Here is a 25,229-nt window from a genome sequence, read left to right as displayed (position 1 = left end):
CTGACACGAGAATACGCATAGCCTATGAAGCCAATTTTTAGCCGTGGCCCGTCGCTACAGATTCGCCTTATTCTGGCGGTTTTGGTGGCGCTTGGCGTGATAATCGCCGACAGCCGCCTGGGTACGTTCAGCCAAATTCGAACGTACATGGATACTGCCGTCAGCCCTTTCTACTTTGTTTCTAATGGTCCACGGGAATTGCTGGATAGCGTTTCGCAAACGCTGGCCACCCGCGACCAGCTCGAACTGGAAAACCGCGCGTTGCGCCAGGAACTGTTGCTGAAGAACAGCGATCTGTTGATGCTGGGCCAGTACAAGCAGGAGAACGCGCGTCTGCGGGAACTGCTGGGCTCTCCGCTGCGTCAGGACGAGCAAAAAATGGTGACCCAGGTCATCTCAACGGTTAACGACCCCTATAGCGATCAGGTCGTTATCGATAAAGGCAGCGTTAACGGCGTTTATGAAGGCCAGCCGGTGATCAGCGATAAAGGCGTTGTGGGTCAGGTGGTGGCGGTGGCGAAACTGACCAGCCGCGTGCTGCTGATTTGCGATGCCACGCATGCGTTACCGATTCAGGTACTGCGTAACGATATTCGCGTGATTGCCGCAGGCAACGGCTGTACCGACGATTTGCAGCTGGAACATCTGCCGGCCAATACCGATATTCGCGTCGGCGACGTCCTGGTGACTTCGGGCCTCGGCGGCCGCTTCCCTGAAGGGTATCCGGTAGGGGTGGTTTCGTCCGTTAAGCTGGATACGCAGCGCGCGTATACGGTGATTCAGGCGCGTCCGACAGCCGGTCTGCAGCGCCTGCGTTACCTGCTGCTGCTATGGGGAGCCGATCGCAACGGCGCGAATCCGATGACGCCGGAAGAGGTTCATCGCGTAGCGAATGAACGCCTGATGCAGATGATGCCGCAGGTTCTGCCTGCGCCAGATGCGATGGGGCCGCAGATGCCGGCTCCGGCAACCGGTATGCCACAGCAGTCTCAGCCAGCGGGGGGGCAATAGTGGCAAGTTACCGTAGCCAGGGACGCTGGGTTATCTGGCTCTCGTTTCTTATCGCACTATTGCTGCAAATAATGCCCTGGCCGGCGGACATTAGCGTTTACCGGCCAAACTGGGTATTGCTTATCCTGTTGTACTGGATCCTCGCGCTGCCCCACCGGGTTAATGTCGGCACAGGCTTTGTGATGGGGGCGATCCTCGATCTCATCAGCGGCTCGACGCTTGGCGTTCGCGCACTATCATTAAGTATTGTGGCTTATCTGGTCGCGCTGAAATATCAGCTGTTCCGCAATCTGGCGCTCTGGCAACAGGCTCTGGTAGTCGTCATGTTATCCCTCTCCGTGGATATCATTGTTTTCTGGGCAGAGTTTTTAGTGATCAACGTCTCTTTCCGTCCGGAAGTGTTCTGGAGTAGTGTAGTAAACGGTGTGCTCTGGCCATGGATTTTCCTGCTGATGCGTAAAGTGCGCCAGCAGTTTGCGGTGCAATAAGGTTGATATGACGACTCTGTATCTTGCTTCAGGTTCTCCGCGTCGGCAGGAACTGCTGACTCAGCTTGGCCTCGCTTTTGAGCGCGTGGTTCCCGGTATTGAGGAACTGCGCCGCCCGCAGGAGAGTGCTCAGCAGTATGTGGTCCGTCTGGCGCGCGAAAAGGCGCAGGCTGGCGTCGCGCTGGCACCGCTCGATCTGCCCGTTTTGGGCGCGGATACCATTGTCATCCTGAACGGTGACGTGCTGGAAAAACCGCGCGATGCCGGGCACGCCGCAGAAATGTTGCGCATGCTTTCCGGGAAAACCCATCAGGTGATGACCGCCGTGGCGCTGGCCGATAAGCAGCAGACGCTGGATTGCCTGGTGGTCACGGAGGTTACTTTCCGCGTGCTCTCAGTACAGGATATCGCCGATTATGTCGCCAGCGGCGAACCGTTAGATAAAGCAGGTGCATACGGTATTCAGGGGTTGGGTGGCTGTTTCGTCAGGAAGATAAATGGCAGCTATCACGCCGTAGTTGGCTTACCGCTAGTGGAAACGTATGAGTTGCTAAGTAACTTTAACTCACTGCGTGAAGAAAAGGGATAAAGATGACTGCTGAACTATTAGTTAACGTAACGCCATCAGAAACGCGCGTCGCTTACATTGATGGCGGTATTCTTCAGGAAATTCATATTGAGCGTGAAGCGCGACGCGGAATAGTAGGCAATATCTACAAGGGTCGTGTCAGTCGGGTGCTGCCGGGAATGCAGGCGGCTTTTGTAGATATTGGCCTGGATAAGGCCGCGTTTCTGCACGCTTCCGATATTATGCCGCATACCGAGTGCGTGGCGGGCGAAGAGCAAAAGCAGTTCGCCGTCCGCGATATCTCCGAGCTGGTGCGTCAGGGGCAGGATTTAATGGTGCAGGTGGTGAAAGATCCTCTCGGCACCAAAGGCGCCCGCCTGACCACCGATATCACCATTCCTTCTCGCTATCTGGTCTTTATGCCCGGGGCTTCGCACGTCGGCGTCTCTCAGCGTATTGAAAGCGAAGCGGAACGCGAACGCCTGAAAAAAGTGGTCTCTGAATACTGTGACGAACAGGGCGGATTCATTATCCGTACCGCGGCGGAAGGCGTTCATGAGCAGGAGATGGCCGCAGATGCCGCCTATCTCAAGCGCGTCTGGACAAAAGTGATGGAGCGCAAAAAGCGCCAGCAGACGCGTTATCAAATGTACGGTGAGCTGGCGCTGGCGCAGCGCGTGCTGCGTGATTTCGCCGATGCGCATCTTGACCGTATTCGCGTGGACTCCCGTCTGACCTACGAATCGCTGCTTGAGTTTACCGCCGAATATATTCCGGAGATGACCAGCAAGCTGGAGCACTACAGCGGCCGCCAGCCGATTTTCGATCTTTTCGACGTGGAAAACGAAATTCAGCGCGCGCTGGAGCGTAAAGTTGAGCTGAAATCAGGCGGTTATCTGATCATTGATCAAACGGAAGCGATGACCACCGTTGATATCAACACCGGCGCATTCGTCGGTCACCGTAATCTTGACGATACTATCTTTAATACCAATATTGAGGCGACCCAGGCGATTGCTCGTCAGCTACGGCTGCGCAATCTCGGCGGGATTATCATCATTGATTTCATTGATATGAACAATGAAGATCACCGTCGCCGGGTGCTGCACTCTCTTGAGCAGGCGCTGAGCAAAGACCGGGTTAAAACCAGCATTAACGGCTTCTCCCAGCTTGGACTGGTAGAGATGACCCGCAAGCGCACTCGTGAAAGCGTGGAGCACGTGCTGTGTAATGAGTGTCCTACCTGCCACGGGCGCGGTACGGTGAAAACGGTGGAAACGGTGTGCTATGAAATCATGCGCGAAATCGTGCGCGTGCATCACGCCTACGATTCCGACCGATTCCTGGTCTATGCTTCTCCTGCGGTAGCGGAAACGCTGAAAGGGGAAGAGTCGCACGCGCTGGCAGAAGTCGAGATCTTTGTCGGTAAGCAGGTCAAAGTACAAATTGAACCGCTCTATAATCAAGAGCAGTTTGATGTCGTAATGATGTAATCATCCGTTTGCTTGCTGATGTCGGGATAAAGAGGCGGGCGAAAGGATGACGCGTAACAGGCTGACAAGGAGAGATGCGTGAGGCGACTGCCCGGGATATTACTGCTCACCGCGGCAACATTGATTGTTGTCGTCGCACTGCTGGTGAGCGGTCTGCGTCTCGTTCTGCCGCAGTTGAACAGCTGGCGTCCACAGGTGCTGGAAAAAGTCTCCGCGATGGCCGGCGTGCCGGTCGATGCCTCAAACATTGTCGCCAGCTGGCAGACGTTTGGCCCGACGCTTGATGTCCGTGATGTTAAGGCCGGCCTGAATGACGGCGGTGAGCTTTCCGTCAAACGCGTCACTCTGGCACTCGACGTCTGGCAAAGCCTGCTGCATATGCGCTGGCAGTTTCGCGATCTAACCTTCTGGCAGCTGCAGATTCATACCAATACTCCTATTCAAACCAATAACGGCGGTGAAGGGCTGAAAACCGACCGTATCAGCGATCTTTTTCTCCGCCAGTTCGACCACTTTATCCTTCGCGATAGCCATCTGAGCTTCCTGACGATCTCGGGTCAGCGGGCAGAACTCTCGATCCCGCAGCTTACCTGGCTGAACGGTAAAAATCGCCATCGCGCTGAGGGGCAGCTTAGTCTTAGCAGCCTGACCGGCCAGCATGGCGTGATGCAGGTGCGCATGGACCTGCGCGATGAAGACGGCTTGCTCAATAAGGGGCGCGTCTGGCTTCAGGCCGATGATATCGACGTTAAGCCATGGCTTGGTCGCTGGATGCAGGACAACATCGCCCTGCAAAGCGCGCGGTTTAGCCTCGAAGGCTGGATGACTATCGATAAAGGCGACGTCGCCAGCGGGGATGTATGGCTGAAAAAAGGCGGCGCCAGCTGGCAGGGCGACAAAGATAAGCATCATCTCTCGGTTGATAATCTGACGGCGCACATCTATCGCGATAATCAAAGCTGGGGCTTTGACATCCCTGATACGCGCATTTCGATGGATAATAAACCCTGGCCGCGCGGCGCGCTGTCGATGGCGTGGATCCCGGCTCAGGATGTGGGTGGAAAAAATGGTCAACGCAGCGATGAGCTGCGCATTCGCGCCAGCAATCTTAACCTTAGCGGCCTGACCGGGCTGCAGCCGATGGCGGATAAACTGGCGCCGTCGCTGGGCGAAATCTGGCGTACGACGCAGCCGGACGGCAAAATTAACCTTCTGGCGCTGGATATTCCGCTGCAGATGGCGGAAAAAACGCGCTTTCAGGCGGACTGGAGCGACATGTCCTGGAAGCAGTGGAAGCTGCTGCCAGGGGCTGAGCATTTCTCCGGCAACATTGCCGGCAGCGTGGAAAACGGTACCCTGCATGCCCGCATGACGCAGGCGAGAATGCCCTATGAAACGGTCTTTCGCGCGCCGCTGGAGATCGCCCGGGGCGATGCGACCCTCAGCTGGGTGAAGAATGACAAAGGTTTTATGCTCGATGGTCGCGACATCGACGTACAGGCAACCGGCGTTCGCGCCCGCGGCGGGTTCCGCTATCTGCAGCCGCAGGGTGATGAACCCTGGCTCGGTATCCTGGCCGGTATCAGTACCAACGACGGCGGTCAGGCATGGCGCTACTTCCCGGAAAATCTGATGGGCAAAGCGCTGGTGGATTACCTCAGCGGAGCGATTAAAGGCGGCCAGGCCACCGATGCCACGCTGGCTTATGGCGGCAACCCGCACCTTTTCCCGTATAAGCATAATGAGGGGCAATTCCAGGTTACGGTGCCGCTCAAGAACGCCACCTTTGCCTTTCAGCCTGACTGGCCTGCGCTAACCGGCCTGAATATCGACCTTAACTTTATCAATGACGGACTATGGATGAAGGCCGATAAGGCGATGCTCGGCAAAGTGACCGCCAGCAATCTCGACGCGGTAATTCCCGACTATTCGCGTGAAAAGTTATTAATTGATGCCGATGTTAACGGTCCGGGTAAAGAAGTTGGCCCTTATTTTAACGAGACGCCGCTGAAAGAGACGCTGGGGGCGGCGCTGGGTGAGCTTCAGTTGGACGGTGGTGTGAGCGCTCGCTTACATCTTGATATCCCCCTGGATGGCGAGATGACCACCGCTAAGGGTGATGTCCGGCTGAACAATAACAGCTTATTTATCAAGCCTATTGATACTACATTGCAGAACCTGAGCGGTAAATTCAGCTTCGTAAACGGCGACCTGAAAAGCGAACCGATGAGCGCGACCTGGTTTAATCAGCCGCTGAATATCGATTTCTCGACCACCGAAGGCGCGAAAGCATTCCTGGTAGACGTCGGGATGAACGCCAGCTGGCAGCCCGCGCGTACCGGTTTACTGCCGAAAGCCCTGGAAGGCACCCTGAGCGGCAGCGTGCCCTGGGACGGTAAAGTCGCGATTGAACTTCCGTATCGCGGTAGCGCGAGCTATAAGGTGGATGTTAACGCTGACCTGAAGAATGTAAGTAGTCACTTACCTGCGCCGGTCGATAAACAGGCCGGTGAGCCTTTGCCGGTAAACATTAAGGTTGATGGCGGCCTAAGCAGCTTTACTCTGGCTGGCTCCGTGGGGGCGAAAAATCATATCAATAGCCGCTGGCTGCTGGGTCATAAGCTGACTCTGGACCGCGCTATTTTAACCACTGACAGTAAAGCCGTGTCGCCGCTTCCCGAGCAGCCTGGCGTGGAGCTGAATATGCCGCCGATGGATGGCGCGCAGTGGCTTGCGCTGTTCCAGGGCGGCGCGGCCAATGACGTCAGCAGCAATATGGTTTTCCCCGAGCAGGTCACGCTGCGTACGCCGGTGTTAACGATGGCGGGCCAGAGCTGGAATAACGTCAGCCTTGTTTCCCAACCCGGCGCCGGAGGGACGAAGATTGAAGCCCAGGGGCGTGAAGTTAACGCCACCCTGACGATGCGCAAAAACGCGCCGTGGCTGGCAGCCATTCGCTATCTCTACTACAACCCCACTGCAGCGAAAAGCGGCGGGACGGAAAAAAGCAGCGGCCCTCTGGCTGACGCCAAAATTGATTTCCACGGCTGGCCGGACCTTCAGCTTCGCTGCGCCGAGTGCTGGCTGTGGGGGCAAAAATATGGTCGCATCGAAGGCGATTTTGATATCCGCGGCGATACCCTGACGCTGGCAAATGGCCTGGTGGATACCGGGTTTGGCCGCCTGACGACCGATGGCGTATGGGTAAGCGCGCCGACGGGCGTACGAACCTCTTTAAAAGGTAAACTGCACGGTAATAAAACCGATGATTTCGTCAACTTCTTCGGCGTGTCCACGCCGGTAAAAGGTTCATCGTTTGATATTGATTATGACCTTCACTGGCGTGCGCCGCCGTGGCAGCCCGATGTTGCCTCGCTGAACGGGATCCTGAAAAGCCGTCTTGGGAAAGGCGAGTTTACCGATCTCAGCACCGGCCACGCCGGCCAGCTGCTGCGTTTGTTGAGCGTTGACGCGCTGCTTCGCAAGCTGCGTTTCGACTTTAGCGATACCTTCAGCGAAGGTTTCTACTTCGATTCCATTCGCAGTACGGCGTGGATTAAAGACGGCGTTATGCATACCGACGATACGCTGGTTGATGGTCTGGAAGCGGATATCGCCATGAAGGGGTCGGTGGATCTTGTCCGCCGTCAGCTGGATATGCAGGCCGTGGTCGCGCCGGAAATTTCCGCGACCGTGGGCGTCGCCGCGGCCTTTGCCGTTAACCCGATAATCGGCGCCGCGGTCTTTGCCGCCAGTAAGGTGCTGGGGCCGCTGTGGAATAAGGTTTCAATTCTGCGCTATCGCATCACCGGTCCTATCGATCAGCCGCAAATTAACGAAGTGCTGCGCCAGGCGCGGAGCGACAAAAAGCAATGATTTGACGATTGTGCGTAATTACCGCACTCTCAATAGAGAGCCTATTTTATTTCCGCCCGAGAGGCGGCAACAAACGAGTAGCAAAACGATGAGTCTGAACCTGGTAAGTGAACAATTACTGTCGGCAAACGGCCTGAATCATCAGGATCTGTTTACCATTCTTGGCCAACTGGCCGAGCGCCGTCTGGATTACGGCGATCTCTATTTTCAGTCGAGCTATCACGAGTCCTGGGTTCTTGAAGACAGCATCATTAAAGATGGTTCGTACAATATCGACCAGGGCGTCGGCGTCCGTGCGGTGAGCGGGGAAAAAACCGGCTTTGCCTATGCGGACCAGATTAGCCGACTGGCGCTGGAACAGAGCGCGCAGGCGGCGCGTACCATTGTACGCGACCACGGCGATGGTAAAGTTCATACCCTCGGCGGAGTGGAGTACAGCTCCCTCTATACCAGCATCGACCCGCTGCAAAGCATGAGTCGGGAAGAGAAGCTGGATATTCTGCGCCGGGTAGATAAAACCGCTCGCGCGGCCGATAAACGGGTGCAGGAAGTTTCCGCCAGCCTGACCGGCGTCTACGAGTTAATTCTTGTGGCCGCCACCGACGGCACGCTGGCGGCGGACGTGCGCCCGCTGGTTCGTCTTTCCGTCAGCGTGCTGGTGGAAGAGGATGGCAAACGCGAACGCGGCGCCAGCGGCGGCGGCGGTCGCTTTGGCTACGACTATTTCCTGGCCTCCCAGGATGGCGATGTGCGCGCGGATGTTTGGGCGAGAGAAGCCGTGCGCATGGCGCTGGTCAATCTGACCGCCGTCGCCGCGCCCGCCGGAATGCTGCCGGTCGTACTGGGCGCAGGCTGGCCTGGCGTGCTGCTTCATGAAGCCGTCGGTCACGGACTGGAAGGCGATTTTAACCGTCGGGGGACGTCGGTATTCAGCGGCCATATGGGTGAGCTGGTGGCCTCTGAGCTGTGCACCGTGGTGGATGATGGTACCATTGCCAACCGTCGCGGCTCCGTCGCCATTGATGACGAAGGTACCCCGGGTCAGTATAACGTTTTGATTGAAAACGGCATTCTCAAAGGCTATATGCAGGACAAGCTCAATGCCCGGCTGATGGGCGTGGCGCCAACCGGCAACGGTCGTCGCGAATCCTACGCGCATCTGCCTATGCCGCGTATGACCAACACCTACATGCTGGCGGGAAAATCCACGCCGCAGGAGATTATCGAATCGGTCGATTACGGCATCTACGCGCCGAACTTTGGCGGCGGTCAGGTGGATATCACCTCCGGCAAATTTGTCTTCTCCACGTCTGAAGCCTACCTGATTGAAAAAGGCAAAGTGACCAAAGCGGTGAAGGGGGCGACGCTTATCGGTTCAGGTATCGAAGCGATGCAGCAGATTTCGATGGTGGGGAACGATCTGAAGCTGGACAGCGGCGTCGGCGTTTGCGGCAAAGAGGGCCAGAGCGTACCGGTTGGCGTCGGTCAGCCAACGCTCAAAGTGGATAAACTCACCGTCGGCGGTACTGCCTGATACCTCTCAATGCGCTTTCGCTCGCGGCGAAAGCGCACATCACCTCCGCGGGGTCGCGATGAAAGCCGCGCGTCAGCAGCAGATAGTCGAGTTACTCAGTCAGCACCACACCCTAACTACTGAAGCGTTATCCCAGCTTCTGCAGGTCAGCATCGAGACCGTTCGTCGCGATTTGAGCGAGCTGCAGAAACAGGGGAGTATCCAGCGTAGCCACGGACAGGCGCGCGTTCTCCTGCGCGATAATCACAACGGCGAGAAGCCGTTTCATCGCCGCGTGAAAAGCCATTATGCCCATAAATCTGATATTGCCCGTACCGCGCTGGCGTGGATTGATGAAGGCATGACGATCGCGCTGGATGCCAGCTCAACCTGCTGGTTTCTGGCGCGTCAGCTACCGAATAGTAACCTGACAGTGTTTACCAACAGCCATCCGGTCTGCGTAGAGCTGGGCCGCCGTGAGCGGATCCAACTGATCAGCGCCGGTGGTCAGCTTCAGCGTCAATATGGCTATTACGTTAACCCTGCGCTGTTATCGCAGGTCAAATCGCTGGAGATCGATCTATTCATTTTTTCCTGCGAGGGGATCGATAACGACGGCGTGCTCTGGGATTCCAGCGCCAATAATGCCGCTTACAAATCGCTGCTGCTGAAACGGGCGGCACAGTCGCTATTGTTAATCGACAAAAGCAAATTTCATCGCTCCGGCGAGGTGCGCATCGGCAATCTCCGCGACGTGACGCAGATCATTTCCGATGCCGGGCCTGATAATACGTTATTACCCTTTTTCGCAGGCTCTGGCCGCTAGCGGGCTATCCCCCGACCGCGCATACCCTGGTAAATATTTGCCACCCCGACGAAATACTCAGTCAGATAATTAATGCATACCTGTACCTTCAGGGGCAGCTTATCTTTCTCGGTATATAGCGCGTACACCGGGCGCGGATCGGACTGGTAGCTCGGCAGCAGGATCTCCAGTTCGCCGCGGTTGATCTCTTCGATCGCCCACATCAGCGGAACGTAAGCCACGCCGACGCCTGCCGTTAGCCAGCGCACCAGCGTCATCGGATCGTTAGTGACGAATCTGCCCTGAGGGATCAGCTTGGTTGAAATGCCTTCCGGGGCGATGATTTCAAATTCGTTATCCGGCCGGACGCTGTATTCCAGCCAGGAGTGGCTGGCGAGATCCGCCGGCTTTTCCGGACATCCGGCGTGCTGGAGATAGCTTTTCGCCGCGCAGAGCACCATTGGCATAGAGCCCAGACGGCGGGAAAAGAGGCTGGAGTCCTGCAGCGCTCCCACGCGAATCACCACGTCCAGACCGTCCGCGATCAGGTCCGGCGCCGGGATGCCGGTGACCAGGTTGATGGAGAGCCCCGGGTGCTCTTTGAGCATATCGGCCGTTATGCGAGCCAGGACATTCTGTGCCATAGTTGAAGAACAGCCGATGCGCAGCGTACCGATGGGCGTATTGTTAAACGCGTATAGCTGTTCATGGACATCCTGGACTTCGAACAGCATCCGCCGACAGCCTTGATAATATATTTTTCCCGCTTCGGTTAAGCCAAGACTGCGCGTACTGCGGTTGAGTAGCTTAACCTGCAGCTCATCTTCCAGTTTAGCTACCGTCTGGCTGATGGAAGAAACGCTCATCTGGAGCTGGCGGGCCGCGGCGGTAAAGGAACCTAATTCCACCACTCTGGCAAATACGGACATGCGTTTTAATCGTTCCATTATTCACTCTGGCTTAAAAGTGATTTAGATCACACATTATAGATAAGACCGCAATTGTTACGTTACTATATAGTTAGCTTAATAATAAACGCATCGCGCATATCACCTGTACGCTTCTTATCAAGGTCATCATGAGTCTGTTTCCTGTCATTGTGATTTTCGGCTTGTCGTTTCCGCCGATCTTCTTTGAGTTGCTATTGTCGCTAGCCATCTTTTGGCTGGTGCACCGCCTGCTGGTTCCGACCGGCATCTATGATTTTGTCTGGCATCCGGCACTGTTTAATACCGCGCTCTATTGCTGCCTGTTTTATCTGATATCGCGTTTGTTCGTTTGAGGTAGATGTGAAAACACTAACAAGAAATATCCTCCGTACCGCAATCACTGTGATACTGGTTATCCTGGCATTTGTGGCGATTTTTCGCGCATGGGTGTATTACACCGCCTCGCCCTGGACGCGCGATGCGCGCTTTAGTGCGGATATTGTGGCCATCGCTCCCGATGTTTCCGGCCTGATTTCGCAGGTGAATATCAAGGATAACCAACTGGTTAAGAAAGACCAGGTTTTGTTCGTCATTGACCAGCCGCGTTACCAGAAAGCCTTAGCTGAGGCTGAAGCCGATGTCTCCTATTACCAGACTCTGGCGCAGGAGAAGCGCGTTGAAGCCGGCCGTCGTAACCGCCTTGGCGTCCAGGCCATGTCCCGGGAGGAGATTGACCAGGCGAATAACGTTCTGCAAACCGTTGAGCATCAGTTGGCAAAAGCGACCGCGAGTCGCGATCTGGCGAAGCTTGATCTTGAACGCACGGTCATTCGCGCCCCGGCTGACGGCTGGGTGACGAACCTGAACGTCTACAGCGGCGAGTTTATCACCCGCGGTTCTACCGCGGTTGCGCTGGTCAAGCAGAATACCTTCTATGTGATGGCCTACCTGGAAGAGACCAAGCTTGAGGGCGTGCGCCCCGGCTTCCGCGCCGAAATTACCCCGCTGGGAAGCGTGCAAACTCTTAAAGGCACCGTCGACAGCATCGCTGCTGGGGTCACCAATGCCAGCAGCAGCAGCGATACGAAAGGGCTGGCCTCTATTGATTCTAATCTTGAATGGGTACGCCTGGCGCAGCGGGTGCCGGTACGTATTCACCTTGACCAGCAGCAGGGCAACCTCTGGCCGGCGGGGACGACCGCGACGGTGGTGATTACCGGTAAAGACGACCGCGATTCCAGCCGGACAAGTTTCTTCCAGAAACTGGCGATGCGCCTGCGTGAGTTCGGTTAATCGCCATGGGGATTTTCACCATCGAACCCCGGCATCTCCGCTTTGCCGTTAAATTAGCCTGTGCGGTAGTGCTGGCGTTATTCGTCGGTTTTCACTTTCAGCTGGAAACACCGCGCTGGGCGGTGCTTACCGCAGCCATCGTGGCCGCCGGCCCGGCGTTTGCCGCCGGCGGAGAGCCTTACTCCGGGGCTATCCGCTATCGCGGGATGCTGCGTATTGTCGGTACCTTTATCGGCTGTATCGCCGCGCTGGCGATTATCATCCTGATGATTCGCGCCCCGCTGCTGATGGTGCTGGTCTGCTGCCTGTGGGCAGGGTTCTGTACCTGGATCTCCTCGCTGGTGCGGGTTGAGAACTCCTATGCCTGGGGCCTGGCGGGCTATACCGCGCTTATCATTATTATCACTATCCACGAAGAGCCGATGCTGGCGCCGCAGTTCGCCGTCGAACGGTGCAGTGAAATTGTTGTTGGTATCGTCAGCGCCATCGTGGCCGACCTGCTATTTTCGCCGCGTTCGATTAAAAAAGAGATCGACCTTGAGCTGGATAACCTGCTGATCGATCAATACCGCCTGATGCAGCTTTGCGTGGCGTATGCCGATAAAGATGAAGTCGATAAGGCCTGGAGCGCGCTGGTTCGCCGTACCAACGGACTGGAAGGGATGCGCGGAAACTTAATTATGGAGTCTTCGCGCTGGGCAAAAGTGAACCAGCGGCTGAAGGCGATCAATACCCTCTCTCTGACCTTAATTACCCAAGCCTGTGAAACCTATTTGATTCAGAATACCCGGCCTGAGATGGTCACCGATGACTATCGCGAGCTGTTCGCTGAACCGGTTGAGACCGTGCAGGACGTGCACCGCCAGTTAAAGCGGATGCGCCGCTTTTTGACCTGGAAGGGAGAGCACAATACGCCGGTGACGATCTACAGCTGGGTCGGGGCCGCGACGCGCTATCTGCTTTTGAAGCGGGGCGTGGTCGGCAATACCAAAATCAGCCGTATTGAAGCGGAAGTGCTGCAAGGCGAAGTGGTGGTGAAGGCGGAATCCGCCGAGCGACACCATGCGATGGTCAACTTTTGGCGTACGTCTATCTCCTGTATCCTCGGTACGCTGTTCTGGCTGTGGACCGGCTGGACTTCAGGGAGCGGGGCGATGGTGATGATCGCGGTTGTTACGGCCTTAGCGATGCGTTTACCTAATCCGCGAATGGTGGCTATCGATTTCCTCTACGGCACGCTGGCGGCATTACCGCTGGGGGCGCTGTTTTTCCTCGTGATTATGCCCGCGACGCAGCAAAGCATGCTGCTGCTGTGCATCAGCCTGGCGGTGATGGCATTTTTTATCGGTATCGAGGTGCAAAAGCGGCGGCTGGGTTCGCTGGGGGCGCTGGCCAGCACCATTAATATTCTGGTGCTGGATAATCCGATGAAGTTTCAATTCAACCAATTTCTGGATAGCGCCTTAGGCCAGATCGTGGGGTGTTTCCTCGCGCTGATGGTGATCTTACTGGTTCGCGATAACTCTCGGGCTCGCACCGGTCGCGTGTTGCTCAACCAGTTTGTCTCGGCGGCGGTATCATCGCTGACCACCAATACGGCGCGACGCAAAGAAAACCATTTGCCGGCCCTGTATCGTCAGCTCTTTTTGTTGCTGAATAAATTCCCCGGCGATATCGCGCGCTTTCGTTTGGCGCTGACCCTGATTATTGCCCATCAGCGCCTGCGCGACGCGCCAGTACCGATAAATGACGACCTGTCGGTATTTCACCGGCAGCTGCGTCGTACGGCGGATCGCGTCATTTCCGCCAGCAGCGATGATAAGCGCCGCTACTATTTTGCCCGCCTGCTTGATGAGCTGGATATCTACCAGCAAAAATTACAGCTCTGGGAAGCCTCTCCGCAGGTGACCGAGCCGGTGCGAAGGCTGGTGGAGATGCTGCATAAGTACCAGCATGTATTAACCAATAGCTAGCCGCCAGAACCGACGCCTGAAGCGTCGGTTTTTTTATCGCTATACTTAATTGTCTGAGTATGAATTCCACCGTCAGAGTGGAACTACACGCCGGGATGACCGGGCTATGAAAAGTTGCAGGTGTGGACAGGATGCGGGCAATGGCTACCTATACCTTTGATTTTGATGAAATAGCTGAACAGCAGGATTTTTATCGTGAGTTTTCACGTACCTTTGGCTTAACGCGTGAGAAGGTGAACAACCTTGATTCGCTGTGGGAAGCGGTGACCGCCGGGCTACTGCCTCTGCCGCTGGAGATTGAGTTTATTCATTTAAGCGATAATCAGCGACGGCGCTTTGGCGCGATAATATTGCTATTTGATGAGGCGGAAGAAGAGCTGGAAGGGGAGCTTCGTTTTAATGTGCGGCAGCCATAAAAAAGCCCCCGACAGAGCGGGGGCAAGTCGTCGGATAAGACGACGAGGGTTTATTTGTACAGCTCAGCCGTAGCGTGCCAGTTATCGCCGGTACGGGCTTCAATAATACGGTAGCTGCTGGCGCCTTCTTTTTCAGCTTTAGCCGCCAGTTCCTGGCGCATATCCATCGGCGCGCTGCCTACCTGAGAAACGGAAACGGTGCCCATGGACTGCAGATTTTGCGCCTGTTCAGCGTTCACTTGATTAACGGCGGCGTTTGCGCCGAAAGAGAGAACGGAAGCCAGACCCAGGGATGCGATGATAATTGCGCTTTTCATAATTTTTTCTCCAACCTTATTATTTGCAGCGGCGGAAGGTTTTAATGAACCTGAGGCCGCTGGAGAGATTCTGTTTCAGTTAATGACCGACAATCGTTAAATCTTATTTATACAGTTCAGCCGTAGCGTGCCAGTGGTCACCGGTACGTGCTTCGATAATGCGATAAGAGGAAGCACCTTCTTCTTGCGCTTTCTTGTTCAGCATTTCGTGCATATCCATCGGGGAAGAACTTACCGCGCCGACGGAAACGGTGCCGATTGCCTGACGGCCTTGAGCCTGTTCGCTGTTAATGGAGTCAGCGGCGAAGGCGCCGAAAGACAGAACGGAAAGGATGCTTAATGCTGCTACAGTGGTTTTGATTTTCATGATGTTCACCTCGTCGAATCTTTTTGTTGGGGGTCTTTGTTTCGTGACCCTCATCACAAAATCAAGTATACACTAATCACTGAAAATATTAATACCTTGCTAATTGTTTTTCATGTAAATAATCACAAAGAAATGTCTTTTTTATAACGTATAAGAATTAGAAATGTCACAATTTCGCCAGGATAGGCAATAATAATTAATAAAATCATTAAGTTATATGTATTTGATCTTTTGTGCGCTTAAGCCGGTTTCATCACGTAAATGAATGTGTAGAAGCGGAAAAACACACAAAATGTTAAAGAAATGATAATTTTTTGAAGGAATATCCTCTGGCGTTAACCAGAGGGAAGGGCATCAGAGTTCCTGCTCAAACAGGACGAGGATAGCGTCATGCAGCTCTTTAACGGTAAAACACCTGGCCGGAGTGGTAAAGATAGTATCATCACCGGCAATGCTGCCGAGAATACCCTCGGCTTTGCCCAGGGAGTCCAGAAGCCGGGCGATCAGCTGTGCTGCGCCTGGGCTGGTATGAATAACCACGACCGAATCGTTATAGTCGATATCCAGCACCAGGTTTTTTAGCGGGCTGGAGGTCGTCGGGACGCCAAGCTCGGCGGGCAGGCAGTAAACCATTTCCATTTTGGCGTTACGCGTGCGTACGGCGCCAAACTTGGTGAGCATACGTGAGACTTTCGATTGGTTGATATTATCGAAGCCTTCCTCTTGCAGGGCCTGTACGATTTCACCTTGAGAGCTGAATTTTTCTTCTTTAAGCAGCGCTTTAAACGCCTTAACCAGTTCTTCTTGTTTTGCCGAACTACGCATAAGTCACCCAATTATGGTGGTAAAAACAACATCATTATGCATAAACATGCATTTTTATGCAAATAATCCGCGGGGAGAAGCGTAAATAATGTTATGAAGGGCGCATATTTTAGCAAAAAACCCTAATAAGGAACATGCTTTCGTCACGGGGCGCAAATTGCTACAAAAGTAAATGAAATGTTATTAAATGATGTTGTTCTGCTCAACGCGCTGGGTGTATTGTAACCAACAGTCGATCCGGTACTACGCTTTGCTGGATGGTCAGTCTCAGGGAGGAAAATGCGAAGCTGCTGCATCGCTGCGCACGACCACGCATTCTTCAGCCATAATTATTGTAATTGTTCATCTTGTGAATTAAGGTCCAGGCGACGGAGTAACGAAAGACTATTTTAACCATAATAAGGAGTTTAGGATGAAAGTTGCAGTCCTCGGCGCCGCTGGTGGAATTGGCCAGGCGCTTGCCCTACTACTTAAGACCCAACTGCCTTCAGGTTCAGAACTCTCGTTGTACGACATCGCTCCGGTAACGCCGGGCGTGGCGGTTGATCTTAGCCATATCCCTACCGATGTAAAAATCAAAGGTTTTTCCGGCGAAGACGCCACCCCTGCGCTGGAAGGTGCTGATGTGGTGCTGATATCCGCGGGCGTAGCGCGTAAGCCCGGTATGGATCGCTCCGATTTATTCAACGTTAATGCCGGTATTGTGAAAAATCTGGTACAGCAAATCGCCAAAACCTGCCCGCAGGCCTGCGTCGGGGTTATCACCAACCCGGTGAACACCACCGTGGCGATTGCCGCAGAAGTGCTGAAAAAAGCCGGTGTTTACGATAAGAACAAGCTGTTTGGCGTCACGACGCTGGATATTATCCGCTCGAATACCTTTGTCGCTGAACTGAAAGGCAAATCTTCGTCAGACGTTGAGGTTCCGGTGATTGGCGGCCACTCCGGTGTCACTATTCTTCCTTTACTGTCACAAATTCCGGGCGTCAGCTTCAGCGAGCAGGAAGTGGCGGATTTGACTAAACGCATTCAAAACGCCGGTACTGAAGTTGTTGAAGCAAAGGCCGGTGGCGGCTCAGCAACGCTATCAATGGGGCAGGCCGCCGCGCGGTTCGGTCTCTCTTTAGTTCGCGCCATGCAGGGAGAGAAAGGCGTGGTGGAATGCGCCTATGTTGAAGGTGATGGCCAATATGCCCGCTTCTTCTCGCAGCCGCTGCTGTTAGGTAAAAATGGCGTAGAGCAGCGTCAGTCTATCGGTAAACTGAGCGCGTTTGAGCAGCAGGCGCTGGAGGGGATGCTGGATACGTTGAAGAAAGATATCGCCCTTGGCGAAGATTTTGTGAATAAATAACGTTTCATAAAAAGAGAAGCCGGAGCCTGGGTTCCGGCTTTTTTATGCCTTTCTCCCGCCCCGGAATGACTCAACCTGCTGGTAAATCTGCTAAACTCCCCGCGTCTTGAGCGGCAACAAACGAGGACGTCGTGAAAAAAATTGAAAGAAAGCAGACCAGGGACCACATTACTCAAATGATCCGTTACGAGATCCTTTCCGGCAGTATGAAACCGGGGGATGAGCTCGCGCAGGAGAGTATTGCGGAACAGCTGGGGCTTTCTCGTATGCCGGTTCGTGAAGCGTTACAGGCCCTGGAGCAGGAAGGGTTTCTGGTGCGCTTGCCAAACCGCCATATGCAGGTCTCACGGCTGGAGCCTGACCACGTCAGCCACATTTTCCAGGCCATTGCGGCGATGGCAACAGCGCTTTTTTCACTGGTGCCCGCGGCAGCAGGCGAGTCGCTGGCTACCAGAGCGCGAGAGCTGGGGCATCCCGGTGAGAGGATACGGGAGCTGGCGTTTCATCAGGCGCTCATTTCTTATATTGATAACCGCTATCTGGAAAAGATTTATCAGCAGTTTTTAGATGGTTATATCGGCTATGTCATTCTGTATCTGAAAGAGGATAATCAGGAGTCGGCGCAAATACTCAGTTCTCTGATGGATGCTATCCAACAAGGCGATCGCGCCGAGATCGCGCAGGAAACGCAGCGTTATTTCCTCTCTCTGGCAGAAATAATGCGTCAACACATGAAGGATTGGGAAAGTGCAGAAGCCTCGATTAGGGAAAATTAAGCTTCTTTCAGCGAAAGAGCAGGTCGCGGCAGTATTACGTAAAGCGATACTGTCGCGAGATTTAGTTGAAGGGCAAGAAATTACCCTTGAAGGGATCGCCAGCATGGTTGGCGTATCCAGTATGCCCGTGCGTGAAGCATTTCAGATACTGGCTGCGGATGGGCTGATTAAAGTCCGCCCCAATAAAGGGGCGGTTGTGCTGGGGATTAACGAACAAACGATTCGCGAGCATTACGAGATTCGCGCGCTGCTGGAGAGTGAAGCGGTCGCTAAAGCTTCTCGCCCTGGGACGGACATTTCGCGCATTGCCGAAGTCCATTACGCTGCGGAAAAAGCGCTGGCGCAAAATAACTCAGCTGAATATTCTGACCTCAATCAGGCTTTTCATATGGAGATATGGAATGCGGCCGGAAACGGCAAAATGAAGCTGCTGCTCAGCAATATGTGGAACGGGCTCTCGATGGGGCATAAGGTCACCGAGGAGGAGTATGCGATCATTTCCATACGCGAGCATAAAGGGATTTTACAGGCCCTGGAGCAGCATAATGAAGCGCTGGCCCGTCAGCGAATGCGCGAGCATATCATCCGTTCGATGGAGAATATGCTGACGCGCTACGTCGGCGAGCCCTCGGCCTGACCTCACCGCCTGCACGATCGTTGCAGGCGTCTTACCTATTCACTCCATAAATTAATTTCTCTAAGTTACTGCTTTTGCGAGATTTTGATAAAGATCTCAATCCTGACGCTTTCGTGAAAAACGCATTGACTTACTCTTTGCATGGGAATAATTTCCCTCTCGTCAATATTGGATACAATATCATATATCATTGATGGGATAATTATAAATATGGAACCGATTACCATTACTCTATGTTTGCTGGCGTTTGCTATCGCCATGTTTGTGTGGGAAAAAATACCGCTCGCGGTCACGTCTATGGTGGTTTGCGTCGCGCTGGTTCTCACCGGCGTCCTCAATCTCAAGCAGGCTTTCGCCGGCTTTATCGACACCAACGTCATTCTCTTCGTCGCCATGTTTATCGTCGGCGGGGCGCTATTTGAAACCGGGATGGCGAATAAAGTGGGGGGCGTGATTACGCGCTTCGCTAAAACGGAAAAGCAGCTGATTTTTACCATTATGGTCGTGGTTGGCGTGATGTCCGGTTTCCTCTCCAATACCGGTACCGCAGCCGTCCTGATCCCGGTCGTTATCGGCGTGGCGGCGAAATCAGGCTTTGCCCGTTCCCGACTGCTGATGCCGCTGGTTTTCGCCGCCGCGCTCGGCGGTAACCTGTCGTTGATTGGCGCGCCGGGCAACCTGATTGCGCAATCAGCCTTGCAGAACATTGGCAGCGGTTTTGGCTTTTTTGAATATGCCAAAGTGGGTTTACCGATGCTGGTTTGTGGCATGATTTACTTTCTGACCATCGGCTATAAATTCCTGCCCAACCACCCGAATAGTGGGGAAGTTGGCAGCATCGGCCAACAGCGCGATTACAGCCACGTTCCGCGCTGGAAGCAGATCCTCTCTTTGCTTGTTCTGATCGCCACGATCCTCGGCATGATTTTCGAAAAGCAGACCGGTGTGAGTCTTGCGGTAGCGGGCTGTATCGGCGCGCTGGTGCTGGTGGTTACCGGCGTGCTTACAGAAAAGCAGGCTTATAAAGCCATTGATTCACAAACTATTTTTATCTTCGGCGGCACTCTGGCGCTGGCGAAAGCGCTGGAAATGACCGGGGCGGGAAAACTGGTGGCGGATCACGTGATTGGCCTGCTGGGGCAAAACTCTTCGCCTTTTATGCTGCTGGTGGTGGTCTTTGCGCTGTCCGTCGTTATGACTAATTTCATGTCCAACACCGCCACCGTCGCGCTGCTGGTACCGGTGAGCCTGTCGATTGCGGCGGGCATGGGCGCCGACCCTCGCGCGGTGCTGATGGCGACGGTGATCGGCAGCTCTTGCGCCTACGCCACGCCAATCGGTATGCCTGCCAACATGATGGTGCTGTCGGCAGGCGGCTATAAGTTTGTTGACTACGCCAAATCCGGCATCCCACTGATTATCGTTTCCACCATTGTCAGCCTGATTCTGCTGCCAATCCTTTTCCCTTTTCATCCGTAATGAACGGAAGCTGTCCTGACTAAGGAGCCTTTATGAGCAAAAGTGAACAGATATCCCATATGACCAATATTATGGCCAAATTTGTGGGGTACACCGGCAAAGTCTTGCCTGATGACGTCACCGCAAAACTGGAAGATTTGCATAAAAAAGAGACCAGTAAACTGGCCGACGTCATCTTTACGACCATGATTGAGAACCAGCGTCTGGCAAAAGAACTGGATCGCCCTTCCTGCCAGGATACCGGCGTGATTCAGTTTCTGGTGGAGTGCGGGGCCAACTTCCCGCTGATCGGCGAACTGGAAGCGCTGCTGCGTGAAGCGGTGATCAAAGCGACCGTGGATTCCCCGCTGCGCCACAACAGCGTTGAGACTTTTGATGAATACAATACCGGTAAAAACGTGGGTAAAGGTACGCCGACGGTATTCTGGGAGATCGTTCCCAATTCTGACCAGTGCAGCATTTACACCTATATGGCGGGCGGCGGCTGTTCTCTGCCGGGGAAAGCGATGGTGCTGATGCCGGGCGCAGGTTATGAAGGCGTAACCCGCTTTGTGCTGGATGTGATGACCAGCTACGGCCTTAACGCCTGTCCGCCGCTACTGGTTGGCGTGGGCGTGGCGACCTCTGTTGAAACGGCGGCGCTGCTATCGAAAAAAGCGCTGATGCGTCCGATCGGTTCGCACAATGAGAATGAGCGTGCGGCTTCGCTGGAGAAAATGCTGGAAGACGGCATTAACAAAATTGGCCTTGGGCCGCAGGGGATGTCCGGTAATACCTCCGTCATGGGCGTGAATATTGAAAACACCGCGCGCCATCCCTCCACCATCGGTGTGGCGGTGAACGTCGGCTGCTGGTCGCACCGGAAAGGACATATCGTTTTTGATAAAGACCTGAACTACACCATTACGTCTCACAGCGGAGTGAATTTCTGATGACGAAAAAAATCCTGACTACGCCAATTAAAGATGAAGATTTAGCCGATATTAAAGCGGGCGATATTATTTATCTCAACGGTCATATTGTTACCTGTCGTGATGTGGCGCACCGTCGATTAATTGAAGGTGGGCGCGAATTACCTGTAGATGTTCGCGGCGGCGCTATTTTACACGCTGGCCCAATTGTCCGCCCAATTAAAGGCGAAGACGATAAATTTGAAATGGTCTCCGTTGGGCCAACCACCAGCATGCGCATGGAAAAATTCGAAAAAGAATTTATTGCGCATACCGGCGTGAAATTAATCGTTGGGAAAGGCGGCATGGGGAAAGGCACCGAAGAGGGCTGCGCGGAGCATAAAGCGCTGCACTGCGTATTCCCGGCCGGCTGCGCGGTAGTGGCCGCGGTGTGCGTGGAAGAGATCGAAGATGCGCAGTGGCGCGATCTGGGAATGCCGGAAACGCTATGGGTATGTCGGGTAAAAGAGTTTGGCCCGTTAATCGTTTCCATTGATACCCATGGAAATAACCTGTTCGAACAGAACAAAATTATTTTTAACCAGCGTAAAGAGATCGTCGCTGATGAAATATGCCAGCACGTAAGCTTTATCAAATAATCTGGGTTATATGAATTGCACGATAATGATGGCGATACGTTTATTGCGATAATAAACAGGGACTCTGACCGGGGCGGTTCAGGGAAATCCACCCTTATTATTTTCGTTATAAATAACATCATTATCGTGCCTCCTGCTCGAAGGCTATTTTATGACTGATGCAGCACTGCTATTAGGTGAAGGCTTCACCCTGATGTTCCTCGGCATGGGGTTCGTGCTGGCGTTTCTGTTTGTGCTGATTTTCGCCATCCAGGGCATGTCCGCCGCTGTCAACCGCTTCTTCCCCGAACCGGCTCCGGCGCCGAAGGCCGCACCTGCCGCCGCGCCCGCTGACGACTTCGCCCGCTTAAAGCCGGTGATTGCCGCCGCTATCCACCACCATCGCCGACTTAACCCTTAATTCACGGAGGAATCCATGACCGTTGCCATTACCGATGTCGTCCTGCGCGACGCCCACCAGTCCCTGTTCGCCACCCGCCTGCGCCTCGACGATATGCTCCCCGTCGCCGCGCAGCTCGACGACGTGGGCTACGGCTCCCTCGAGTGCTGGGGCGGCGCCACCTTCGACGCCTGCATCCGCTTTCTCGGCGAAGACCCGTGGGTCCGCCTGCGCGAGCTGAAAAAGGCCATGCCGAAGACCCCGCTGCAGATGCTGCTGCGCGGCCAGAACCTCCTCGGCTACCACCACTACGCCGATGACGTGGTCGAACGCTTTGTTGAGCGCGCCGTCAAAAACGGCATGGACGTCTTCCGCGTCTTCGACGCCATGAACGACCCGCGCAATATGCAGGCCGCCCTGCGGGCGGTGCGCAGCCACGGGGCGCACGCCCAGGGGACTCTGAGTTACACCACCAGCCCGGCCCACTCCCTGCAGACCTGGCTCGATTTAACCGAACAGCTGCTGGAAACCGGCGTCGACTCCATCGCCATCAAGGACATGTCCGGTATCCTCACCCCGATGGCGGCGTATGAACTGGTCAGCGAAATCAAGAAGCGCTATGACGTCAGGCTGCACCTGCATGCTCATGCCACCACCGGGATGGCGGAGATGGCCCTGCTGAAGGCCATCGAGGCGGGCGTGGACGGCGTGGACACGGCCATCTCTTCCATGAGCGCCACCTACGGCCACCCGGCCACCGAGGCGCTGGTGGCGACGCTGGCCGGAACGGAACATGACACCGGGCTGGATATCCTGAAGCTGGAGAGCATCGCGGCCTACTTCCGCGAGGTGCGCAGGAAATACCACGCCTTTGAAGGCCAGCTGAAGGGCACCGACAGCCGTATCCTCGTGGCCCAGGTGCCGGGCGGGATGCTCACCAACCTCGAGGGCCAGCTGAAGCAGCAGAACGCCGCCGACAAACTCGACCAGGTGCTGGCGGAAATCCCCCGCGTGCGCGAGGACCTCGGCTTTATTCCTTTAGTCACCCCGACCTCGCAGATTGTCGGCACCCAGGCGGTGCTTAACGTCCTGACCGGGGAGCGCTACAAAACCATCGCTAAAGAAACGGCGGGCATTCTGAAGGGTGAATACGGCCACACCCCGGTGCCGGTCAATGCCGCCCTGCAGGCGCGCGTGCTGGAGGGGGCCGCCCCGGTGACCTGCCGTCCGGCGGACCTGCTGAAGCCGGAGCTGGCTGCGCTGGAAGCGGACGTGAAGCGCCAGGCGCAGGAGAAGGGCATCACGCTTGCCGATAACGCCATCGACGACGTACTGACCGTGGCCCTGTTCCCGCAAATCGGCCTGAAGTTCCTTGAGAACCGCAACAACCCGGCGGCCTTTGAGCCGGTTCCGCAGGCGGAAGAGGCGAAACCTGCCGCTGCCCCGGTAAAACCTGCCGCCTCCGGCGTCTACACCGTGGAAGTGGAAGGCCAGGCCTTTGTGGTGAAGGTCAGCGACGGCGGCGATATCAGCCAGCTGACTGCGCCGGCGCCCGTTCAGGCTGCTGCGCCGGCCCCGGCAGGCGCAGGCACCCCGGTGACCGCCCCGCTGGCGGGCAATATCTGGAAGGTGACTGCCACCGAGGGCCAGACGGTCGCCGAAGGCGACGTGCTGCTGATTCTCGAAGCCATGAAGATGGAAACCGAAATCCGCGCCGCGCAGGCCGGGACCGTGCGCGGTATCGCGGTGAAATCCGGCGACGCGGTCTCCGTGGGCGACACCCTGATGACGCTGGCGTAAGGAACAGGAACCATGGAAAGTCTGAACGCCCTGATTCAGGGCATGGGCCTGATGCACCTCGGCATCGGCCAGGCCATCATGCTGCTGGTGAGCCTGCTGCTGCTGTGGCTGGCGATTGCGAAGAAGTTCGAGCCGCTACTGCTGCTGCCGATTGGCTTCGGCGGCCTGCTGTCGAATATCCCGGAGGCCGGGCTGGCGCTGACCGCCCTGGAGAGCCTGCTGGCCCACCACGACGCCGGGCAGCTGGCGGTGATTGCCGCGAAGCTCAACTGCCTGCCGGACGTTCACGCCATCAAGGAGGCATTAGCCCTGGCCCTGCCGTCGGTACAGAGCCAGATGGAGCAGCAGGCGGTGGATATGGGCTACTCCGCCGGGGTGCTGGCGGTGTTCTATAAGGTCGCCATCGGTTCGGGCATTGCCCCGCTGGTGATATTTATGGGCGTCGGGGCGATGACCGACTTCGGCCCGCTGCTGGCCAACCCGCGCACCCTGCTGCTGGGGGCGGCGGCGCAGTTCGGTATCTTCGCCACGGTGCTCGGGGCGCTGACGCTGAACTACTTCGGGATTATCAGCTTCACCCTGCCGCAGGCGGCGGCGATAGGCATTATCGGCGGGGCGGACGGCCCGACGGCGATTTACCTGTCGGGCAAGCTGGCGCCGGAGCTGCTGGGGGCCATCGCGGTGGCGGCGTACTCGTATATGGCGCTGGTGCCGTTAATCCAGCCGCCGATTATGAAGGCGCTGACCACGGATAAGGAGCGGAAAATCCGCATGGTGCAGCTGCGCACGGTGAGCAGGCGGGAGAAAATCCTGTTCCCGGCGGTGCTGTTGCTGCTGGTGGCGCTGCTGCTGCCGGACGCGGCGCCGCTGCTGGGGATGTTCTGCTTCGGCAACCTGATGCGCGAGAGCGGCGTGGTGGAGCGCCTGAGCGACACGGTGCAGAACGCGCTGATAAATATCGTGACCATTTTCCTCGGGTTATCGGTGGGCGCCAAGCTGGTGGCGGACAAGTTCCTCCAGCCGCAGACGCTGGGGATTCTGGTGCTGGGGGTGATTGCGTTCTGTATCGGGACGGCGGCGGGGGTGCTGATGGCGAAGCTGCTGAACCTGTTCAGTCACAACAAAATCAACCCGCTGATTGGCTCGGCCGGGGTGTCGGCGGTGCCGATGGCGGCGCGGGTATCGAACAAGGTGGGGCTGGAGTCGGACGCGCAGAACTTCCTGCTGATGCACGCGATGGGCCCGAACGTGGCGGGAGTGATTGGCTCGGCGATAGCCGCCGGGGTGATGCTCAAGTACGTGCTGGCGATGTAGTTCTGTGCTCTTCCCGGAGGCGGCGCGTTGCGCCTGTCCGGGCTACGGGATCGCAGATGACTGTAAACCC

The 25,229-nt window shown here is 55.6% G+C and carries 24 protein-coding genes; 20 read left to right on the top strand and 4 right to left on the bottom strand.

Annotated features, from left to right (window positions below; translation table 11 throughout):
* Nucleotides 1-24: 24 nt before the first annotated feature.
* From mreC to fucR, 7 genes are all read left to right on the top strand, one after another.
* Nucleotides 25-1,011, top strand: a complete 987-nt coding sequence (mreC, locus tag KOSB73_RS28020) for a rod shape-determining protein MreC (protein ID WP_004125831.1) — start codon at nt 25-27, stop codon at nt 1,009-1,011.
* Nucleotides 1,011-1,499, top strand: coding sequence for a rod shape-determining protein MreD (mreD, locus tag KOSB73_RS28015; RefSeq protein ID WP_004125830.1), 489 nt, complete (start codon nt 1,011-1,013; stop codon nt 1,497-1,499). Before mreC ends, mreD begins: the two co-directional genes overlap by 1 nt.
* A 7-nt stretch (nt 1,500-1,506) precedes the next feature.
* On the top strand, nt 1,507-2,088 hold the full coding sequence (locus tag KOSB73_RS28010; RefSeq protein WP_004139711.1) for a Maf family protein: 582 nt from the start codon (nt 1,507-1,509) through the stop codon (nt 2,086-2,088).
* A gap of 2 nt (nt 2,089-2,090) precedes the next feature.
* Nucleotides 2,091-3,560: a ribonuclease G gene (gene rng / locus KOSB73_RS28005; protein WP_004125826.1), complete on the top strand. Its 1,470-nt coding sequence runs from the start codon at nt 2,091-2,093 to the stop codon at nt 3,558-3,560.
* Nucleotides 3,561-3,638: 78 nt separating this feature from the next.
* Nucleotides 3,639-7,436: an AsmA2 domain-containing protein YhdP gene (gene yhdP, locus KOSB73_RS28000; RefSeq protein ID WP_098141352.1), complete on the top strand. Its 3,798-nt coding sequence runs from the start codon at nt 3,639-3,641 to the stop codon at nt 7,434-7,436.
* An 88-nt stretch (nt 7,437-7,524) separates the two neighbouring features.
* The gene (gene tldD, locus KOSB73_RS27995; protein WP_024360655.1) at nt 7,525-8,970 is read left to right on the top strand and encodes a metalloprotease TldD; all 1,446 of its coding nucleotides are present in this window, start codon (nt 7,525-7,527) and stop codon (nt 8,968-8,970) included.
* A 58-nt stretch (nt 8,971-9,028) separates the two neighbouring features.
* Entirely contained in the window at nt 9,029-9,775 is a 747-nt protein-coding gene (fucR, locus tag KOSB73_RS27990) for an L-fucose operon activator (RefSeq protein ID WP_024360656.1), read from the top strand.
* On the opposite strand, the gene aaeR is transcribed toward fucR, so the two are convergent.
* The gene (gene aaeR / locus KOSB73_RS27985) at nt 9,772-10,701 is read right to left on the bottom strand and encodes an HTH-type transcriptional activator AaeR (RefSeq protein WP_004139722.1); all 930 of its coding nucleotides are present in this window, start codon (nt 10,699-10,701) and stop codon (nt 9,772-9,774) included. The genes fucR and aaeR overlap by 4 nt on opposite strands.
* 131 nt (nt 10,702-10,832) lie before the next feature.
* Between aaeR and aaeX the strand changes: the two genes are divergently transcribed.
* The 4 genes from aaeX (at nt 10,833) to KOSB73_RS27965 (ending at nt 14,365) form a co-directional block, all read left to right on the top strand.
* Nucleotides 10,833-11,036 carry a p-hydroxybenzoic acid efflux pump operon protein AaeX gene (gene aaeX / locus KOSB73_RS27980; protein ID WP_002918640.1) on the top strand — a complete coding sequence of 68 codons (204 nt, stop codon included), beginning with the start codon at nt 10,833-10,835 and terminating at the stop codon, nt 11,034-11,036.
* Between the two features lie 7 nt (nt 11,037-11,043).
* Nucleotides 11,044-11,976 (top strand): p-hydroxybenzoic acid efflux pump subunit AaeA, encoded by a 933-nt coding sequence (gene aaeA, locus KOSB73_RS27975; RefSeq protein ID WP_004139725.1) that lies wholly within the window; start codon nt 11,044-11,046, stop codon nt 11,974-11,976.
* Nucleotides 11,977-11,981: 5 nt separating this feature from the next.
* Entirely contained in the window at nt 11,982-13,949 is a 1,968-nt protein-coding gene (aaeB, locus tag KOSB73_RS27970; protein ID WP_098141350.1) for a p-hydroxybenzoic acid efflux pump subunit AaeB, read from the top strand.
* 140 nt (nt 13,950-14,089) lie between these two features.
* Nucleotides 14,090-14,365 carry a barstar family protein gene (locus KOSB73_RS27965; RefSeq protein ID WP_049087091.1) on the top strand — a complete coding sequence of 92 codons (276 nt, stop codon included), beginning with the start codon at nt 14,090-14,092 and terminating at the stop codon, nt 14,363-14,365.
* 50 nt (nt 14,366-14,415) lie between these two features.
* On the opposite strand, the gene yhcN-B is transcribed toward KOSB73_RS27965, so the two are convergent.
* From yhcN-B to argR, 3 genes are all read right to left on the bottom strand, one after another.
* Nucleotides 14,416-14,682 carry a DUF1471 family stress response protein YhcN-B gene (gene yhcN-B, locus KOSB73_RS27960; RefSeq protein ID WP_004106229.1) on the bottom strand — a complete coding sequence of 89 codons (267 nt, stop codon included), beginning with the start codon at nt 14,680-14,682 and terminating at the stop codon, nt 14,416-14,418.
* A 103-nt stretch (nt 14,683-14,785) separates the two neighbouring features.
* Nucleotides 14,786-15,049 carry a peroxide/acid stress response protein YhcN gene (gene yhcN / locus KOSB73_RS27955; protein WP_004106226.1) on the bottom strand — a complete coding sequence of 88 codons (264 nt, stop codon included), beginning with the start codon at nt 15,047-15,049 and terminating at the stop codon, nt 14,786-14,788.
* Nucleotides 15,050-15,403: 354 nt separating this feature from the next.
* Nucleotides 15,404-15,874, bottom strand: coding sequence for a transcriptional regulator ArgR (gene argR / locus KOSB73_RS27950; RefSeq protein ID WP_098141348.1), 471 nt, complete (start codon nt 15,872-15,874; stop codon nt 15,404-15,406).
* A 412-nt stretch (nt 15,875-16,286) separates the two neighbouring features.
* On the opposite strand from argR, the gene mdh reads away from it, so the two are divergent.
* The 9 genes from mdh (at nt 16,287) to KOSB73_RS27905 (ending at nt 25,159) form a co-directional block, all read left to right on the top strand.
* Nucleotides 16,287-17,225, top strand: coding sequence for a malate dehydrogenase (mdh, locus tag KOSB73_RS27945; RefSeq protein WP_004139734.1), 939 nt, complete (start codon nt 16,287-16,289; stop codon nt 17,223-17,225).
* Nucleotides 17,226-17,356: 131 nt separating this feature from the next.
* Nucleotides 17,357-18,001, top strand: a complete 645-nt coding sequence (locus KOSB73_RS27940; protein WP_024360659.1) for a GntR family transcriptional regulator — start codon at nt 17,357-17,359, stop codon at nt 17,999-18,001.
* Entirely contained in the window at nt 17,973-18,638 is a 666-nt protein-coding gene (locus tag KOSB73_RS27935; protein ID WP_024360660.1) for a GntR family transcriptional regulator, read from the top strand. Before KOSB73_RS27940 ends, KOSB73_RS27935 begins: the two co-directional genes overlap by 29 nt.
* A gap of 210 nt (nt 18,639-18,848) precedes the next feature.
* Nucleotides 18,849-20,117 carry an SLC13 family permease gene (locus KOSB73_RS27930; RefSeq protein WP_024360661.1) on the top strand — a complete coding sequence of 423 codons (1,269 nt, stop codon included), beginning with the start codon at nt 18,849-18,851 and terminating at the stop codon, nt 20,115-20,117.
* 32 nt (nt 20,118-20,149) lie between these two features.
* Nucleotides 20,150-21,049, top strand: a complete 900-nt coding sequence (gene ttdA / locus KOSB73_RS27925; RefSeq protein ID WP_004139744.1) for a L(+)-tartrate dehydratase subunit alpha — start codon at nt 20,150-20,152, stop codon at nt 21,047-21,049.
* Nucleotides 21,049-21,666 carry a L(+)-tartrate dehydratase subunit beta gene (ttdB, locus tag KOSB73_RS27920; protein ID WP_049087090.1) on the top strand — a complete coding sequence of 206 codons (618 nt, stop codon included), beginning with the start codon at nt 21,049-21,051 and terminating at the stop codon, nt 21,664-21,666. Before ttdA ends, ttdB begins: the two co-directional genes overlap by 1 nt.
* A 151-nt stretch (nt 21,667-21,817) precedes the next feature.
* On the top strand, nt 21,818-22,066 hold the full coding sequence (locus tag KOSB73_RS27915; protein ID WP_049103682.1) for an oxaloacetate decarboxylase subunit gamma: 249 nt from the start codon (nt 21,818-21,820) through the stop codon (nt 22,064-22,066).
* 15 nt (nt 22,067-22,081) lie between these two features.
* On the top strand, nt 22,082-23,845 hold the full coding sequence (gene oadA / locus KOSB73_RS27910) for a sodium-extruding oxaloacetate decarboxylase subunit alpha (RefSeq protein WP_098141346.1): 1,764 nt from the start codon (nt 22,082-22,084) through the stop codon (nt 23,843-23,845).
* A 12-nt stretch (nt 23,846-23,857) separates the two neighbouring features.
* On the top strand, nt 23,858-25,159 hold the full coding sequence (locus KOSB73_RS27905; protein ID WP_049089739.1) for an oxaloacetate decarboxylase subunit beta: 1,302 nt from the start codon (nt 23,858-23,860) through the stop codon (nt 25,157-25,159).
* The last annotated feature ends 70 nt before the right edge of the window (nt 25,160-25,229 follow it).

It is taken from the genome of Klebsiella grimontii, from assembly GCF_900200035.1.
In the GTDB taxonomy this organism is placed as follows: domain Bacteria; phylum Pseudomonadota; class Gammaproteobacteria; order Enterobacterales; family Enterobacteriaceae; genus Klebsiella; species Klebsiella grimontii.
The sequence above is the reverse complement of the archived record's forward strand: the minus strand, read 5'-3'. Positions and strand labels throughout refer to the sequence as shown.